General features: G+C 34.4%; 20 protein-coding genes. All 20 read right to left on the reverse strand.

The genetic code is table 11. The annotated features are described in order from the left end of the window. Nucleotides 1–89: 89 nt before the first annotated feature. Entirely contained in the window at nucleotides 90–1,808 is a 1,719-nt protein-coding gene (recN, locus tag J2Z81_RS01980; RefSeq protein WP_029270059.1) for a DNA repair protein RecN, read from the reverse strand. A 54-nt stretch (nucleotides 1,809–1,862) separates the two neighbouring features. Continuing rightward, nucleotides 1,863–2,312: a transcriptional regulator AhrC/ArgR gene (gene ahrC, locus J2Z81_RS01985; RefSeq protein WP_226370606.1), complete on the reverse strand. Its 450-nt coding sequence runs from the start codon at nucleotides 2,310–2,312 to the stop codon at nucleotides 1,863–1,865. An 80-nt stretch (nucleotides 2,313–2,392) separates the two neighbouring features. Then, entirely contained in the window at nucleotides 2,393–3,199 is an 807-nt protein-coding gene (locus tag J2Z81_RS01990; protein WP_226981179.1) for a TlyA family RNA methyltransferase, read from the reverse strand. An 18-nt stretch (nucleotides 3,200–3,217) separates the two neighbouring features. After that, entirely contained in the window at nucleotides 3,218–3,796 is a 579-nt protein-coding gene (locus J2Z81_RS01995; RefSeq protein ID WP_029270053.1) for a hypothetical protein, read from the reverse strand. 772 nt (nucleotides 3,797–4,568) lie between these two features. Further along, a complete protein-coding gene (locus J2Z81_RS02000; protein ID WP_029270051.1) occupies nucleotides 4,569–5,453 on the reverse strand; it encodes a polyprenyl synthetase family protein in 885 nt (294 codons plus the stop codon). Between the two features lies 1 nt (nucleotide 5,454). Then, a complete protein-coding gene (locus tag J2Z81_RS02005; RefSeq protein WP_029270049.1) occupies nucleotides 5,455–5,688 on the reverse strand; it encodes an exodeoxyribonuclease VII small subunit in 234 nt (77 codons plus the stop codon). Further along, on the reverse strand, nucleotides 5,672–7,030 hold the full coding sequence (gene xseA / locus J2Z81_RS02010) for an exodeoxyribonuclease VII large subunit (RefSeq protein WP_029270047.1): 1,359 nt from the start codon (nucleotides 7,028–7,030) through the stop codon (nucleotides 5,672–5,674). The genes J2Z81_RS02005 and xseA overlap by 17 nt, the downstream gene beginning before the upstream one ends. Beyond that, nucleotides 7,027–7,881, reverse strand: a complete 855-nt coding sequence (gene folD, locus J2Z81_RS02015) for a bifunctional methylenetetrahydrofolate dehydrogenase/methenyltetrahydrofolate cyclohydrolase FolD (protein ID WP_226370607.1) — start codon at nucleotides 7,879–7,881, stop codon at nucleotides 7,027–7,029. Before folD ends, xseA begins: the two co-directional genes overlap by 4 nt. A 20-nt stretch (nucleotides 7,882–7,901) precedes the next feature. Further along, on the reverse strand, nucleotides 7,902–8,282 hold the full coding sequence (gene nusB, locus J2Z81_RS02020) for a transcription antitermination factor NusB (protein ID WP_029270043.1): 381 nt from the start codon (nucleotides 8,280–8,282) through the stop codon (nucleotides 7,902–7,904). A gap of 351 nt (nucleotides 8,283–8,633) precedes the next feature. Continuing rightward, nucleotides 8,634–9,023: an Asp23/Gls24 family envelope stress response protein gene (locus J2Z81_RS02025; RefSeq protein WP_029270041.1), complete on the reverse strand. Its 390-nt coding sequence runs from the start codon at nucleotides 9,021–9,023 to the stop codon at nucleotides 8,634–8,636. A gap of 4 nt (nucleotides 9,024–9,027) precedes the next feature. Further along, nucleotides 9,028–10,389: an acetyl-CoA carboxylase biotin carboxylase subunit gene (gene accC / locus J2Z81_RS02030; RefSeq protein ID WP_029270039.1), complete on the reverse strand. Its 1,362-nt coding sequence runs from the start codon at nucleotides 10,387–10,389 to the stop codon at nucleotides 9,028–9,030. Nucleotides 10,390–10,403: 14 nt separating this feature from the next. Next, on the reverse strand, nucleotides 10,404–10,889 hold the full coding sequence (gene accB, locus J2Z81_RS02035) for an acetyl-CoA carboxylase biotin carboxyl carrier protein (protein WP_029270037.1): 486 nt from the start codon (nucleotides 10,887–10,889) through the stop codon (nucleotides 10,404–10,406). A gap of 246 nt (nucleotides 10,890–11,135) precedes the next feature. Then, nucleotides 11,136–11,690, reverse strand: a complete 555-nt coding sequence (locus J2Z81_RS02040) for a SpoIIIAH-like family protein (RefSeq protein ID WP_029270035.1) — start codon at nucleotides 11,688–11,690, stop codon at nucleotides 11,136–11,138. 13 nt (nucleotides 11,691–11,703) lie between these two features. Further along, on the reverse strand, nucleotides 11,704–12,345 hold the full coding sequence (gene spoIIIAG, locus J2Z81_RS02045) for a stage III sporulation protein AG (RefSeq protein WP_226981180.1): 642 nt from the start codon (nucleotides 12,343–12,345) through the stop codon (nucleotides 11,704–11,706). Further along, nucleotides 12,342–12,965 carry a stage III sporulation protein AF gene (spoIIIAF, locus tag J2Z81_RS02050; RefSeq protein ID WP_029270031.1) on the reverse strand — a complete coding sequence of 208 codons (624 nt, stop codon included), beginning with the start codon at nucleotides 12,963–12,965 and terminating at the stop codon, nucleotides 12,342–12,344. Before spoIIIAF ends, spoIIIAG begins: the two co-directional genes overlap by 4 nt. A 10-nt stretch (nucleotides 12,966–12,975) precedes the next feature. Further along, complete coding sequence (gene spoIIIAE / locus J2Z81_RS02055) at nucleotides 12,976–14,172, reverse strand: stage III sporulation protein AE (RefSeq protein ID WP_226370608.1); 1,197 nt, start codon at nucleotides 14,170–14,172, stop codon at nucleotides 12,976–12,978. 30 nt (nucleotides 14,173–14,202) lie between these two features. Then, nucleotides 14,203–14,595 (reverse strand): stage III sporulation protein AD, encoded by a 393-nt coding sequence (gene spoIIIAD / locus J2Z81_RS02060; RefSeq protein ID WP_029270029.1) that lies wholly within the window; start codon nucleotides 14,593–14,595, stop codon nucleotides 14,203–14,205. A 6-nt stretch (nucleotides 14,596–14,601) separates the two neighbouring features. Further along, entirely contained in the window at nucleotides 14,602–14,808 is a 207-nt protein-coding gene (gene spoIIIAC, locus J2Z81_RS02065) for a stage III sporulation protein AC (RefSeq protein ID WP_029270027.1), read from the reverse strand. A gap of 18 nt (nucleotides 14,809–14,826) precedes the next feature. Beyond that, entirely contained in the window at nucleotides 14,827–15,339 is a 513-nt protein-coding gene (spoIIIAB, locus tag J2Z81_RS02070; protein ID WP_029270025.1) for a stage III sporulation protein SpoIIIAB, read from the reverse strand. After that, entirely contained in the window at nucleotides 15,284–16,264 is a 981-nt protein-coding gene (spoIIIAA, locus tag J2Z81_RS02075) for a stage III sporulation protein AA (protein WP_029270023.1), read from the reverse strand. Before spoIIIAA ends, spoIIIAB begins: the two co-directional genes overlap by 56 nt. Nucleotides 16,265–16,486 lie beyond the last annotated feature (222 nt).

Raw genomic sequence — 16,486 nt, forward strand, 5'->3', positions numbered from 1 at the left:
TTAAAAATTCATGAAAACATGTATATAATGAATGACAAAAGAAAAAAGCCAGATAAGTTATTTTCTGGCTTTTTAAAGAAAATTATCCTTTATTTTGTATTATTTTTAAAAGAAATTGCAAGTTGTACTAATTCTCTTGCATGATCTTTTGCTGTGTTTGTTAGTTTGGTACCTGTAATCATTCTGCCCAATTCTTCAATTTGTTGTTCCTCATTTAATTCGGTAACATGTGTTTCTGTTCGATTATCCTTTTCGTTTTTTTTAATGAATTTATGTGAATCTGCCATAGCAGCTACCTGAGGTAAATGAGTTATACAGAGAACTTGTGACTTATTCGAAACTCCATAAATTTTTTCAGCCATTGCTTGGGCTACTCGACCACTAACACCTGTATCTACTTCATCAAATATTACGCTTGTGATTCCTTGATGTTGAGCCAATAATTTCTTCAGTACAAGCATTATACGTGAAAGTTCGCCTCCAGAGGCTATTTTATTCATTTCTTTTAGCGGTTCACCTGCATTAGTTGAAATTAGAAAGTGAATATGGTCAAATCCATTCTTATGTAAGTTTACTTTATTAGCATTATTAACTTCGGTAATTTCTGGTTGAAAAGAAATGGAAAAGGAAGCGTTATTCAAGTATAGATCAATCAATTCTTTCTCCATATCTTGTATTAAAGACTCAGCAGCTTCCTTCCGCAGATCATGTAATTGTTTTGCTTCTAAATATGCATCTTCTTTTTTTTCTTTTATCTGTTCTTTCATTTTTATTAAATGGGAATCTTTATTTTTTATTTGTTCCATTTCTTCTTCAATTTTACCCATGTATTCCAATATTTCGTGAACTGTAGAACCATATTTCTTTTTTAATTTGTCTATTTCATTGAGCCGCTCCTCAATTTCGTTTAAACGTCCAGAATCATATTGTATAGTTTCGCTGTAGTTACGAAGTTCAATTGTGAGTTCTTCGATAATAAAATAATGGTTGGACAATTCTTCAGCCTTTTCTGCTGTAAATGAATCATAAGCGCTTCCATCCTGCAGGGCTAATTGAGCGTTATTCAACCATTCAAGTCCTTTTTGCTCACCGTACAATGCATTATATGATGCTAAGAGTGCAGTGTTAATCTTTTCAAAATTAGCTAAATGTTCACGTTCTTTTTCTAAAAGGTCGTCTTCATCGGGGCTAAGAGAAGCTTGTTCAATCTCACGAAATTGAAATTCTAATAAATCCAAACGTTGAGCCATTTCCTGCTCATTTTCACTTAAATGTTTATGCTTTTGCTTTAATGTTTTTAGTTGTTCATATAACTTTGTATACTCCTCTTTTGCTTTTGCAATCCTATTCTCATCGTATAAATCAAGTAAGTCGATATGATTTTCTGGATTCATTAATGATTGAGTCTCGTGTTGGCTATGTACATCAATTAATGTTTTTCCAAATTCTTTTAAAATGGCCAAGGTTACTAATTTCCCATTAACTCTGCAGATACTTTTCCCGCCAGCAGTAATTGTCCGATGTAAAACAACCATTCCATCTTCTATCTCTATTCCGTAGTGAGCTCCGACATTATAAATAGCATGTTTTTTGTTTTCGATTGTAAATAAACCTTCAATCTGTGCTTTTTTGCTGCCATACCGGACAAACTCAACTGAACCTCTTCCACCTGCCAGTAGTTGAATAGCATCGATAATAATTGATTTTCCCGCTCCTGTTTCACCAGTTAATACGGTTAAACCATCATTAAAGGTAATGGATGTTTGTTCAATAATGGCAAAATCACGGATAGATAATTCTGTTAGCATGTTAAAATCACCTCAAAGTATGGCTACTCGTAATCCAGAAAATATATTTATTTCTTACAGCATATTTAGAAAACGATTTTTAATCGTATCTGTATCCTCTTCTGTCCGACATATAATGAGGCATGTATCATCTCCACAAATGGTTCCCATTATTTCATCCCAATCCAAATTATCAATTAAAACCCCAACAGCTTGGGCGTTGCCTGGCAGGGTTTTCAATATTATAAAATGGTTCGTACTATCAATTTTGGCAAAGGTATCCATGATTAATCGTTTTAATTTTCCTAATGGATTAAAACGCTGATCGGCAGGTAAGCTATATTTATATCCTCCATTTAATGAAGGAACTTTAACAAGATGAAGCTCTTTAATATCTCGTGATACAGTGGCTTGAGTAACGTTGTATCCTAAAGCTTTTAACTGGTCAACCAAATCATCCTGTGTTTCAATTTCATAATCGGTAATTAACTCGCGTATTTTTATATGTCGTTGAATTTTACTCATTTTTTACCTCCGGAAAAACATATGTCTCGGTGGATATTTAATTTTAAATGTTTATAAATAGGCTAGAGCTCGTACTTTATTTAGGATGTTAAGTTAGCATGAGCTTCTTGGACAATTGATTTTGGTTCAATCATATTATTTTGTTTTGCTTTTTTCCAGCTGAAATGAGCTAGAAATTCAATATTTCCGTCTCCTCCCGTTATGGGTGAATATGTTAGGTTGTGAATATTGTACGTTTCATTTTTAGCAAGCGTAATAATATTTTCTAAAACAGTCTCATGTACTTGTATATCCCGGACGATTCCTTTTTTGCCAACTTGTTCTTTGTTCGCTTCAAATTGGGGTTTTATTAAAGCAATTACATCACTATTGGGCGTTAGTAATTGCTTTAAAACTGGAAGAATAACTTTTAATGATATAAAAGAAACGTCAATCGTTGCAAAATTGGGTGAACCAAATTTTAGCATATCAGATGTAACATAACGAAAATTAGTTCGCTCCATTACAATAACACGTTCATCATTTCTCAGTTTCCAATCCAGTTGATTATACCCTACGTCAATCGCATAACATAATTCTGCTCCATTTTGTAAAGCACAGTCGGTAAAGCCTCCTGTAGAAGAACCAATATCTAACATAATTTTATTAGAAACAGAAACAGAAAAGGAATTTAATGCCTTTTCAAGTTTCAAACCGCCTCGTCCAACATATGGTATTTGTTTTTTTTTAATTGTTAAAGGAATATTCCGGTCTACTTTCATTCCAGGTTTATCTAAACGTATAGTGTTTGTAAATACTAAACCAGCCATTATAAGGCGCTTTGCTTTATCTTGTGATTCAACTAAATTTCGTTCCACTAATAAAATATCCAAACTTTGTTTTCTCATTATAATACCTCTATTATGTTAGTTATTTCTAGGCAATATTTTTATTTTTAGCTTTTTTTCAATAAAAGAAATTATTTTTCCGGTTATAATAATAATGTCCGTAGATGCATTAACTGCAAAAAATTTGCCTAATGCTTTTCCGCCAACTGTAAGTGCTGCAACTAAACTTGTTATGAAAACATTTAGGGCTATTTGGAGAAAAGATCCTTCTCCTTTTTCAAATAGGTTGGCAATTTGCAGTACAACTATTGCTGATGCTGTTCCACTTATAATTCCAGATATATCACCAATCACATCATTACAAAAACTTGCAAATCTATCTGCGTTTCTTATGATAATAATGCCTTCTTTCGACCCTTTAACCTTTTCTGCAGCCATTGCATGCAATGGAGCTTCACTTGCCGAAGTAGCTGCTATTCCTAGCATATCAAAAACAATACCTATAAATACGATGATAAACACGATTATTAAACCAATAATCCAAACTACTTCATTAAGTAAAGAAGATGATATAATTGAAAAAATAGCCGCTAGCACAAAAGTGATAACGGCAATAGTGAAACTAAATTTTATGGAACGTTTTATTTTTGAATTCATAATTTACCCTCGTATGTTTTTCTTGAAAATTATTAGGTGTATTCACATTTTCTAGTTATGAATAATTCATGATATGTATTTTTATGTAAGGCGAGGGTGGGCATTTAAAAGGTAAAAACTGTGGCTTAGGTCCAGTAGGTTTTCCCAAATGGATACCCTATGTTGCCATAAAGGCGGTTCCCCTTTAAATCCATTTTAGTTTTGTCACCAAAAACTAGACTGGATTACCACTTAGTCCACACTATAATCCCTTTTAAATGTCTGTTTCGAACAGTCTAGGAGTTTTCCTCAACAACCTTTAACCGCTCCCTAGCCTCTTTTGCAGTACTGATTTCATAGCGGAAAATCAAACATTCAACCGGTGGCCTGCCGGATAAATGTTTATGACACTAATCCTCTCAGTACCACTCAAGGCAGGCTACGCTGCAAACAAGGCGTCCCTTACCTTATTTTACAGGTTCATACCCCATTTCATAATGATTCCTAGGCTTAGTTATCACTACAAAGATGGGCCTCCGCGGAAATCGGGTCTACGCCCACATGCCTTTGTGGATCGCCCGAAAACCTTAACTCCCAGCATTGACCCAAGGCTGGGCGCCTCAGGCCAACACAAGGAACTTCATCGATGTGCCCTTTGGCGGATTTTTAGGCCCGCCTTCAGGAACGGAGGGTTGACTAGAATACTGCACCACCCTATAACGTAATTAATTATAACATATATCAAATGAATTTTCTATAAAACTTGTCGAAAATCTTTACCTATTCGTTCTTGTTAGTGGTCTCTTTGACTAAAGTAATCTGTTAATGCAAATAAATAGGAATTTTCCGCATTAACTTTTTGTAATGCATTTTTTGCTTTTTGTACATACTGATTTTTGTATTCTAACGCACCTTCTGCTCCTAATAGATTAGGAAATGTACTTTTTTGATTACTTTGATCACTACCTAAGGGTTTTCCTATTTTATTGACATCTCCAGTCACGTCTAAGATATCATCCTGAACTTGGAATATTAAACCTAAGTAGTATGCGAATTCTCTTAGGTGATTTAATTGTTCATTTGTTGCATTGCCAAGATATGCACCACTATATATTGCAAATTTTAGCAGTTCTCCAGTTTTCATTGTGTGGATTTTTTCCAATTCATGAAGCTCAACAGGATGATTTTCCGCTTCTAAATCTAAAATTTGTCCACCAACCATCCCTTTCGCACCGCTGGAGCTAGAGAGCAATTTTATAATTTCAATTTTTTGTTTATCCGTTAAATATGGGTCCGTTGAGATTATCTCGAAGCTGTACGTTAATAAAGCATCACCGGCTAATATTGCGGTCGCTTCATCGAATACTTTATGATTTGTGAGTTTACCTCTTCGATAATCGTCATTGTCCATCGAAGGTAAATCATCGTGTATGAGAGAATATGTATGAATCATTTCAAGAGCAACGCCAATAGATAGAATTTTGTTAATATCCTTACTAAACATTTCGTAACTTGCTGCCAATAAAATTGGCCGAAGCATTTTTCCGCCTGCCTCGGCTGAATAGACCATGGATTCCTTTAGTCTTGGAGGAATATCCAATTGACGTAAATGTTTACTCATTTCTTCTTGGAATTTTAATTTATTTTTCGTAATATATGCTTCAAGGTGTTCATGCAATTTATTCTTCCTCCTGTAGGTCAAAAGGTTCAATTTCCCCTTGTTCATTCATGATTTTTGTCATTTTTTCTTGCACATTACTTAATTTATCATTACATAATTTGGAAAGTTTCATCCCCTCTTGATAATAGACAATAGCTTTTTCTAGGGGAACATCCCCTTCCTCTAATTTTGCCACTATTTTTTCCAGTTCTTCCATCGCTTCTTCAAAAGAAACTTCATTCATGGTATCCATCATTATCCCCCTCTACACTAGTTACATTGCACTTGACTAATCCATCGCTTAATTTAATTTTCATTTTATCATTCATTTGAACTTGATGACTTGAGTTAATGATGTGGCCATCGATCGTATAAGGAATTGCAAATCCCCGTTTCATTACTTCTAAAGGATTGAGCAGAGTGAGTTTTTCTATTACGGTTGCTAGGTTTTTTGAATTCTTTTCAAAAATTTGCAGCATATAATTATTTTTTTGTTTCACTAATTGCTTTAATTCTTTTGTTCCCTGCTTTATTTGCTTTTTGGGATGCTGATTGATTAAACGAATATTTGCATTCATGAGCCTCTCATGCTTGCGGTTCGTATAGAGCGTTCGAAACTTTTCAAGTCTGTCAATCTGCTTGTCCAATTCTTGTTCTTTTTGCTTTAAAAGTTGCTCTGGATAACGAAAAGCATAGGATTGACCAATTCGTTTTAAATGTTGTTCCCGATTTTTGATGATGTTACTCATTGTGCTAATGGCAGATTGTTTCATATTAGAAATTTTCTCTTTTATTTCAATATGTGAAGGTACAGCAAGTTCGGCTGCACCTGTAGGGGTTGGCGCTCTCAAATCTGCTACATAATCACTGATGGTAACATCAGTTTCGTGTCCTACGGCAGAAATAATTGGTATCTTTGAATGAAAGATGGCATCAGCGACTATTTCTTCGTTAAAGCTCCATAATTCTTCGATAGATCCTCCGCCTCTTCCTATTATTAGAACATCAAATAAATTTTTGTCGTTTGCTAATTCGATTGCTTTTTTTATCGACATTGCTGAATGCTGTCCTTGGACAAGAACGGGTATGATCGTATGTTTTATAATTGGAAATCTTCTTTTTAATGTCGAAATCACATCACGTACTGCTGCACCAGTAGGAGAAGTTATAATACCTATATGTTTAGGAAACATAGGTATCGGCTTTTTAATGTTTTTATCAAAATAACCTTGTTTTTGAAGTTTTTCTTTTAGTTGTTCAAATGCGATAGCCAATGCCCCGATACCATCAGGTTCCATCTGCTGAATATAAATTTGATACTGGCCAAAAGGCTCAAAAACGCTAATTTCTCCCCTAATCAGCACATTCATTCCATCTTCAGGTTTAAATTTTAAGAAACGGTTTTTTCCAGCAAACATCACAGCTTGTATGCGTGTTTGATCATCCTTTATGGTTAAGTACATATGACCGCGACTATGCAGCTTGAAATTAGATATTTCTCCTTTTAGCCAAATATTTCTTAAATGCACATCTGTATCAATTTTGCGTTTAATATATTTTGTTAATGCAGTTACTGTTAAATAATTGTCCTTCACTGTTTTTCCAGACCTTCTGCAGCTTTAATGGTATTTTGGAGCAACATGGTAATTGTCATAGGCCCTACACCTTTAGGGACAGGCGTAATAAATGATGCCTTGTTTTTAACGTTTTCAAAGTCTACATCACCAGTTAATCTTCCATTGTCGAGTCGGTTAATACCAACATCAATAACAACAGCGCCAGGCTTTAAATACTCTTCTGTAAGTACATTCGCTTTACCTATTGCCACAATTAGTATATCAGCATTAGTGGTAAATGATCTTAAATCCTCTGTTTTTGAATGGCAATATGTAACAGTAGCATTTTCATTTAATAATAATTGACCTACTGGTTTACCTACAATATTACTTCTGCCAATAATAACTACATGTTGACCAGATATGTTAATATCTTTTGATTTTAGCATTGTTACAATGCCAAACGGAGTACAAGGCAAAAAGGTATCTGCTCCAGTCATCATTTTGCCGATATTAACGGGATGAAAGCCATCCACATCTTTTTTAGGGTCAATTGCTTCAATAATATGTTGTTCGTTGATATGATCTGGAAGTGGCAGTTGAACTAATATACCATGAACAGACTGATCTTGATTTAGCTTATTGATTGTTGAAAGAAGCTTCTCCTCTGAAATAGAATCAGCCATTTCTATTATGTCTGATGAAATTCCTGTTTCTGCACATGCTTTTTTCTTTCCATTAACATAGGATTTTGAAGCTGGATTATCTCCTACTAATATAACCGTTAAATGCGGTACAATCTTGTTTTTTTTCAAGTCAGACACTTTTTCCTTCATGTTTAATTTCAACTCGGATGATAATTCTTTGCCGTTTATGATTTCAGCTACCATCGTTACCCCATCTCCCTTTGTTAAGAAATAATTTTTGATAAAACACCATTAACAAATTTACCTGATTTTTCATCTCCATAACTATTTGCTAATTCAATTGCTTCATTGATCGAGACACCTACCGGTATATCCTCTAAGTATTTTATTTCGTATGTAGCAATACGTAAAATTGTTTTTTCCACGGAAGCAATTCGATCTATTGACCAGTTTTCAAGGGTTGTATTAATTGTGTCATCAAGTTCTTGTTTATATGTTGAAACACCTTTCACAACCGTTTCCAAAAAAGAATCAATCGCTGTAGTTTCCGCAATATCTTCCATGGCTTTTATCGGATCAAGTTCGTTTATATCTAGTTGAAAGAGGATCTGAAGAGCCTTTTCCCTTGCTTTATGCCGGTTCATCTAATTACTCCTTTTAATTGATGATGAATCATACCAAATGATAGACGCTCAATATGACTTTTTATATTATGTACAAATTTAAACAAGAAACGTCCTCAAAAATACTTTTTTAAGGACGTGGAAATAGTTATCTTTGTAAAGGCTTTTTATTCCTCTACGAACTAAAAAGATATACTATTTGATCATTTGGGTGATTTAAACATCCTATTTCTATACATTATCTTATACAAATAATAACATGATTAAAAGTTCATTTCTAGGTTCGTTATTTACAATCTTAAAGCGTAAATTTAACGGATACTAAAGTTATAATAGAAGGTCAAAAGAATACTTTTCTTTTGACCTTAAATCTTATACCTCAGTATTTTCTGTATCCTCCATTTGAATTCCTACTACATGAACATTTATTTCCGCAATTTCCAGCGCAGTCATATTTTTTAATGTTTGCCTAATATTTGTTTGCAATTTTTGTGCGACTTCAGGAATTGACACACCAAAGTTCAAAACAACATATAAATCGATTAAGATGCCGCTTTCCGTTAATTCTACTTTTACTCCCTTCGTATGCGACTTCTTCCCAAATCGCTCCACAACTCCAGTAGCAAAGTTCCCGCGCATAGAAGAAACACCTTCCACTTCAGAAGCAGCAATACCTGTGATGACCTCGATGACCTCGGGGGCAATTTCCACGTTTCCTAATCCAGTATCATCACTTACATTCAGAGAGCTTTGATCAGTCATTCAATCACTCCTTTATAGTTTCTAAAATTGGATTTTCCTGAAGGAAATTTGTATTAAAATCTCCTTCATAAAAAACTTCATTATCCATGATTAAACGATGGAATGGTATCGTTGTATGAACACCTTCAACGATGAATTCATCTAATGCACGTTTCATTTTCTTAATGGCCTCTTCCCTATCAGAACCATACGTAATTAATTTGGCCACCATTGAATCATAATATGGCGGGATCTTATAACCAGGATATGCAGCAGAATCGACTCTTATCCCTAAGCCACCTGGCGATAAATACATTTCTATTTCCCCTGGTGAAGGCATAAACTTTTTAAAAGGGTTTTCAGCATTAATTCTACATTCCATTGCCCATCCATCAAAAGTTACATCTGCTTGTGTCAGTTTTAATTTTTCATTGTTTGCAATGTTAATTTGTTCTTTTACGAGATCTATGCCTGTTACCATTTCAGTGACAGGGTGCTCCACTTGGATTCGTGTATTCATTTCCATGAAATAAAATTCATTGGTAGTCCTATCAAAAATGAACTCAATTGTCCCAGCGCCTACATAATTGACGGCTTTAGCTGCTTTTACTGCCGCTTCCCCCATACGCTTTCTAATTTTTTGTGTAATTGCAGGTGAAGGTGTTTCTTCAATAAGCTTTTGTAACCTTCTCTGTATGGTACAATCTCTTTCGCCTAAGTGAATAACGTTGCCGTGCTGATCAGCTAGCACTTGAATTTCAACGTGTCGAAAATCTTCAATAAACTTCTCTATATAAACGCCTGCGTTTCCAAAAGCAGTCTCCGCTTCTTTTTGCGTTACTTGAATTCCTTTAATAAGTTCCTCCTCGGTCTTTGCTACACGAATTCCTTTTCCGCCACCTCCAGCTGTAGCTTTTATAATCACTGGATAGCCTATATTATTTGCAATTTCCATTGCTTCTTTTTCATTTTGAATAATTCCATCCGAACCTGGAACGATGGGGACATTTGCCTTTTTCATCGTATCTCTGGCAACGTCTTTAATACCCATTTTTTGAATTGCATCTGGTGTAGGTCCTACAAAAGCAACATTGCATGCTCTGCAAATTTCAGCAAAGTCAGCATTTTCAGCTAAAAATCCATACCCAGGATGAATAGCATCAACCTCTGTTAAAGTAGCGACACTCATAATATTAGTGAAATTAAGATAGCTGTCTTTACTTAAAGTTGGCCCAATGCAGTAAGCTTCATCTGCCAATTGAACATGTAATGATTCTTTGTCTGCTTCGGAGTAAACGGCCACTGTATCAATGTTCATTTCTTTGCAAGCACGGATAATTCGTACCGCTATTTCTCCTCTATTTGCAATTAACAGTTTTTTAATCAAGGAATTTGTCCCCCTTATTTAGTCTTTACTCTAAATAGTGGTTGACCATATTCTACTAATTCGCCATCTTCCACTAATATTTCAACGATTTCACCTTTAACTTCTGCTTCAATTTCATTAAATAATTTCATTGCTTCTACAATGCAAACAATTGAATCTTTTTCTACTTTGCTACCAACTGTTACATAAGCTTCCCTTTCAGGGGACGGGGCACTATAAAGTGTGCCGACCATTGGTGAAACAATTTCATAATCATAGTCTATCTTGATTTCCGTTTGCTCCTCTTTGGGTTCTTCCTGTATTTCCGGCTTGATATCAACTAGTGAAGGTGTATCAGCTGATTGGACTTTCTTATGTACTTCTTTTTCAGGAGTTTGGGACACAGTATTTTCATTTTTCTTCATTGAAATGGTTGCACCACTTGTTTCATAAGTAAATTCATCGATAGATGATTGGTCAATTAATTTTATTATTTCACGTATCTCATCCATATTTAACATTATAAATAGCCACCCTTCAGCTTAGACAAAAATTATTATTGGGTATCGTTAATACCTTTATCTATTTTACGATAATTTATCATAAAACGGCAACATAAAAATAAAACAATCATTTATATGTGTTTTATCCATATATTCTTCTTTTTAATCATTATATCAATGTTATCATATTAATACGAATGGTTTCTCGCACACAAATGAACCAGACGTATTCGTACGCCTGGTTTATTGTATCCATGTATGTTTTTATCCTTCAGTTGGTTGAAAATTAACATCTACTGTTACTTCACCAAATTCATCTTTTGCCATCTGCATAATGTTTACTACTTCCTGTTTCGATAATTTATCAACTTTCACATGTACATGTACTTTGTCCTCATCAGAACGAACTAGTACATCTTCATATTTTTCTGTGGAAGATAGAATTGAATTTTGTAAAATATTTTCTTTTGATGCTAATTCATCCATTGTCTCCATTTCGTTTAATGCTTCATTCTTTTCATCGGTACTAGCATTGTTTGAAGCTACTATTTCTTTTAGGCGATCTTTTTGCATGCTTCTTTTATCTTGTAATTCCATTCGAATGGTTGTAAACAATTCATCTTCGTTCAAGTTATTTATATCATTAATCTCTGCATCTTCTTTATTTTGTGCTGGATCAGTTGTTGTAGCTTCCTCTGACTCATTTGAACCATTATCAATATAAGCTAAATCTTCGGTATCGGAAGTCATATAGTAGACACTCAGAACAATCATTAAACTAAGCATTGTCAACAGCCACACCGTTTGTTTTTTTAACATTATATTATCCCCCTTAATTTTTTGGCATTATAGAAACCCTATGAGTAGGCACATCAAGTACTCTTGTTGTCGCCTCTACCATCCACTTCTTAACTGTTGCATGATCAACTCCTTTTGCTACAACAAATACCCCTCGTACTTCTGGTTTTTTTGTTTGGGTAAGTAGTGGGACCTCTTTATCACCTTGTCTTACTAATACAACCTCTTTTTCTTCTGTACTATCCTCCACCTTTCGTGTTCCGCCGTTTTTATCGGATTCATCTGTAGTCTGCTGACCCGAAATTAAATTTTTTTCATAGACCTTAACATTCGTTGAATCAAGATTTACCATCACTTCTACATCTGAGACACCTTGAATTTTTTCTAACATTTCAGTTAGGTCCTTTTCATAGCTTGTCTCTAATTCGCTTACATTTGATGTTGTTGAAGATTTTTTCTCTGAAATGGTTTCTTTTGCTGGTTGGTTGGTGTTGTTATTTACATGATTATTGTTTACTGTCGTTTCTTTTGAAGGTGATGAAAAAGCATTTCCAAGGATAAGGAGTAATAGTCCTGTTAAGGCAATTACGATAAGGTAACCAGTTTTTTTAGATGGCTTTTTAAATTTTATTTCACCATTTTCTGTTTGAAACAATTTTTTAAATTTATCTTTCAAGATGTTCCTCCCTCCCAGATGATCTTGAGTTTTTTATTATTTAGATCCCAAGTGTCTCGTAGTAAAGCTTCCATTTCTTCAATCATTTGTTCATCTTTTTCATCTTCTAGCGGTTCTTCGGTATTAATTTGGATATTTTCAACTGTATTCACTTCTCCCTCCCCATTTTTTAACTCTTGTAGATAAACAATGACTTTTTCCAGATCCTCATAAGAAACTTTTTCCTTTTTGGAAAACTCAAATTGTATGTCTGTAATTTCAGCCTGGTGTATCTCTCGCAAAGGATCTTTTGCTAGATTTTTCAATTGGACAGTCATTTCTTCTAAAATATATGCATCTTGAGAGGCTTGTATTTCATTTTTTTGCATTTTTATCTGATTTTCTATATCCTGATTTTCCATTTCTTCCTCGTAAAGCTGTGAGTACGCTGTTTCTAGTGATTGATGAATATTTATATTAAATAAATAAAAGACTGGTTTTAAAAAAATTAAAATTAGAATCAATCCAACTACTAATTTGATATATTTCTTCATGGAAGTAGCAGGAATAATCAGGTCGATGATTGTTGCTAACAGTATAAATACAATAATTTGTGTTACCCATTGTGTAATAACGTCCATTTCTATCATCCTACCTAAGAAGTAGCGTTACATTACCGGCTATAACAATAATGACGACTGCTAAAAAAAACATTAATGTTACTGCTAATAAGCAGGCTAAAATATATACAATATATTTACTAATTGTATTTAAAGTTGTAATAACTGGACCATCACCAATCGGTTGCAGAACTGCAGCGGCTATTTTATAAGTAAGGGCGATTGCGAAAATTTTTAATGCCGGAAATAATGCTAGAAAAACGATAATGATTACTCCAACAATACCAATAGCGTTTTTTAATAATAAAGAAGCACTTAGAATCGTATCCGCTGCATCTGTAAAAGTTCGCCCTACAATAGGAATAAAGTTTCCTGTAATAAATTTTGTGGTTTTCATCGCCACTCCATCTTGGATTGCACTAGCAGTCCCCTGAACAGACATTACTCCTAAAAAAACAGTTAGAAAGGCTCCAAGTACACCAAGGCTAATATTTTTAAATAAATTGGCTAAATGTGTTACTTTATAGTTTTCATTTAGGCTACTTACAATCAATAATAATGCTGCAAAAAATATTAATGGTAAAATGAATTTGGATACTAATATACCGCTTAAGTTTATTAAAAAAATAACAACCGGATGAAAAAAAGATACGGTTATCATATTGCCAAAGCTTGCCATTAAACCAAGTATCAAGGGAAGCATAGCAATCATAAAACTACTCATTGCATCAATAGAGTCTTTTGCATATGAAAAAGCTAAATAGAAGCTATTTAAAGCAATATAGATAAGAACGATATAAACAACAAAATAAGCAATTTTACTAACTGCACTATGTTCAAATGCTGTTTGCACTGTTTGTAAAACAATGGAAAACAGTGTGAGTAATAAGAGTAATCCTAACAATTTACCATTTAGCAGCAGCTCATAAAACAAATATTTCACAAAACCGATCAGAGTGCTTTTTAAAGAGAATGATCCATTGTTTTTAATAAATTCGTAAATGCTTGTTTTCTCTAGTTCCGGTATATAGCCACCATATTCGGTAACCAATTCATTCCAATATTCTTGAATACCATCCAGTGATATTTCATCTAACATAGCATCTTCAATCTTAGTTTGATCTTTTTTATTGACTGTATCGGATGTATCGGAAGCGAAAACGGGTTGTCCACATAGCAGCATCAAAACAGCGAGTGTAAACGCAATTCGTAGTTTATATTGTTTCATCCACGTTAATTACTCCTTTCGAACCGCTGATTAGGTAGGTGGTAAAAAACTTAAGATTGCTTCTATAACAGCAGTTATAATAGGTATAGAAAGCAATAAAATAAAAATTTTCCCTGCCAGCTCAATTTTTGCTGCGATGGAATTCAATCCCGCATCTTTCGTTATATTTGCTCCGAGTTCTGCGATATAAGCAATTCCGATAATTTTTAAAATCGTTTCCAAATACATTCCATCAATATTCGCTTTTTCTCCCAGCGATTCGATTAATTGAAAAATAGATCCAATTTGTTTAATAATTACTAGAAATATAACAATTCCAGTAATGATAATAATAAAAAATGCGAAAGAAGTATTTATATCTTTTAAAATGATATACAGAATGCTCGCAACGATCCCCAACACGACAATTTGTAATATATCCATGTAACGTTACCCCTGAAAAAGGAATACTGATTTAATCTGCTGAAACAGATCTGAAAGGCCATTAATTACAATAACGAGAACGATAATAAATCCTACAAGCGTAGCGAATTGGGCTATTTCTTCCTTTCCCATTTGTTTTAATACAGTATGGATTAGTGCCACTATTATGCCTATTCCAGCAATTTGAAATAAAATGGAAGCATCGGTAAGCATGGATATACCCCTTTCCTACTAAATAAGCAATAACACGATAAATATCCCGCATAAAATGCCTAGACTTTTAGCCATTTTGCTATATCTTGTTTGGTTATCTCTAGCGTCCTCCAATTCACGGTCAAGATGACTAACGGTTAACTGTATGTGTTTTTGTTGTTGATCAAAGTCATGCTGACCTAATGTTCTGCCAAATTGTTTTAGAATTTCTTGCTCGTTTCTGCTTAAACATGATAGATGCATCAAATGATCCACTTGCTCCTCCCAAAGACTGTACAAGTCTGGATTTTGCTTTCCCATACTTAACCCCAGCGTATGAAAAAAAGATTTGGTCGGTTGTGGAATTTGCTTCGCTATTGTTGTAAAAGCCTCCTGTAATGGCAATTGACTATACAAAATTTCTGCCTCTAATATTTGTAAAGCATTTTTAAGCTGTCTGATATGTTTTGGCCGGTTGTTTAGTTTATTACTCCATTCAAAGCCTATCCATGTTGTTGTACCTATGAAAAGAAGTGCTCCAATCCATTTCACCTTGCAGGCACCTCGATTTCTGTAAAATGTTTACTTCTCTCTGATTATAAATCTGCTGAATATGCCCGGGATTAACGTGTTTTTTTAAGACAATAAAGCGCTGAAAGATATTTTGATCAAATATTGGTTGTAATGATGGTCGCTTTTTAAGTTCTTCCATGCTTTGACCATGTATCGTACAAATAACAGTTACCCCTGCATTTACAGCTTCCATTAATGCTTGGACATCTTGACTGCTACCAATTTCATCTACCACAAGAATATCAGGGGACATAGAACGGATCATCATCATCATACCTTCCGCCTTAGGACAAGCATCCATAACATCCGTACGAAATCCCAAATTATGCTGTGGAACTCCGTTAATTGAAGCACCTATCTCAGATCTTTCATCAATGACGCCAACCTTTTTTGCAGATATATTCTTCCACCCAGTTGCGATTAAGCGCGTAACATCTCTAATGAATGTTGTTTTTCCTGTTTGCGGCGGACCGATAAAAAGCGTACTTAAATAGTCTGCATGATAGATATATGGAAGGATTGGCAATGCTATTCCCTTTTTTTCTTTTGCAATACGAATATTTAGAAAGGTAATGTGCTGAATGGCCTTTACCGAACCGCCCAATGTGTTTACTTTTCCAGCCAGACCTATGCGATGCCCCCCTTCAATCGTAATATAACCTTCCCGGAGTTCATCTTCCATCCGGTAGAGGGAAAATGAACTTAATTGATTTAAAACAAAAATAAAATCATTTTTAGCCGGTTTGGTAAAATGAATCCATTCAATTTTGTTTTTATCAAAGATGAGCTCTATCGGTTGATAAAGCCTCACCCGAATTTCCTGCAACAACGGCCATTTATCTGCAATTTTTGTTTGGACAGCTTGTTTCATTTTTTCGGGGAATAGTCGCAATATCTCATCCATAGCAAATCCTCACTTTTTAGTAGTACCTTTATAATAAATCTATGTTTAAGAAGAGGTATTATGACAACAAATAGTAGAGATATTTAAACTGAAAAACCTCGCCTTTACCGGCCTTCTTCCTTTAGAGAATCGAGTAGGTGACTAACCATTACTTGGTTAGTCGACCTCTCACACCACCGTACGTACGGTTCCGTATACGGCGGTTCAATCTCTTGAGTATCC

Source organism: Virgibacillus alimentarius, assembly GCF_017874635.1.
Classification (GTDB): Bacteria; Bacillota; Bacilli; order Bacillales; family Amphibacillaceae; genus Virgibacillus_B; species Virgibacillus_B alimentarius.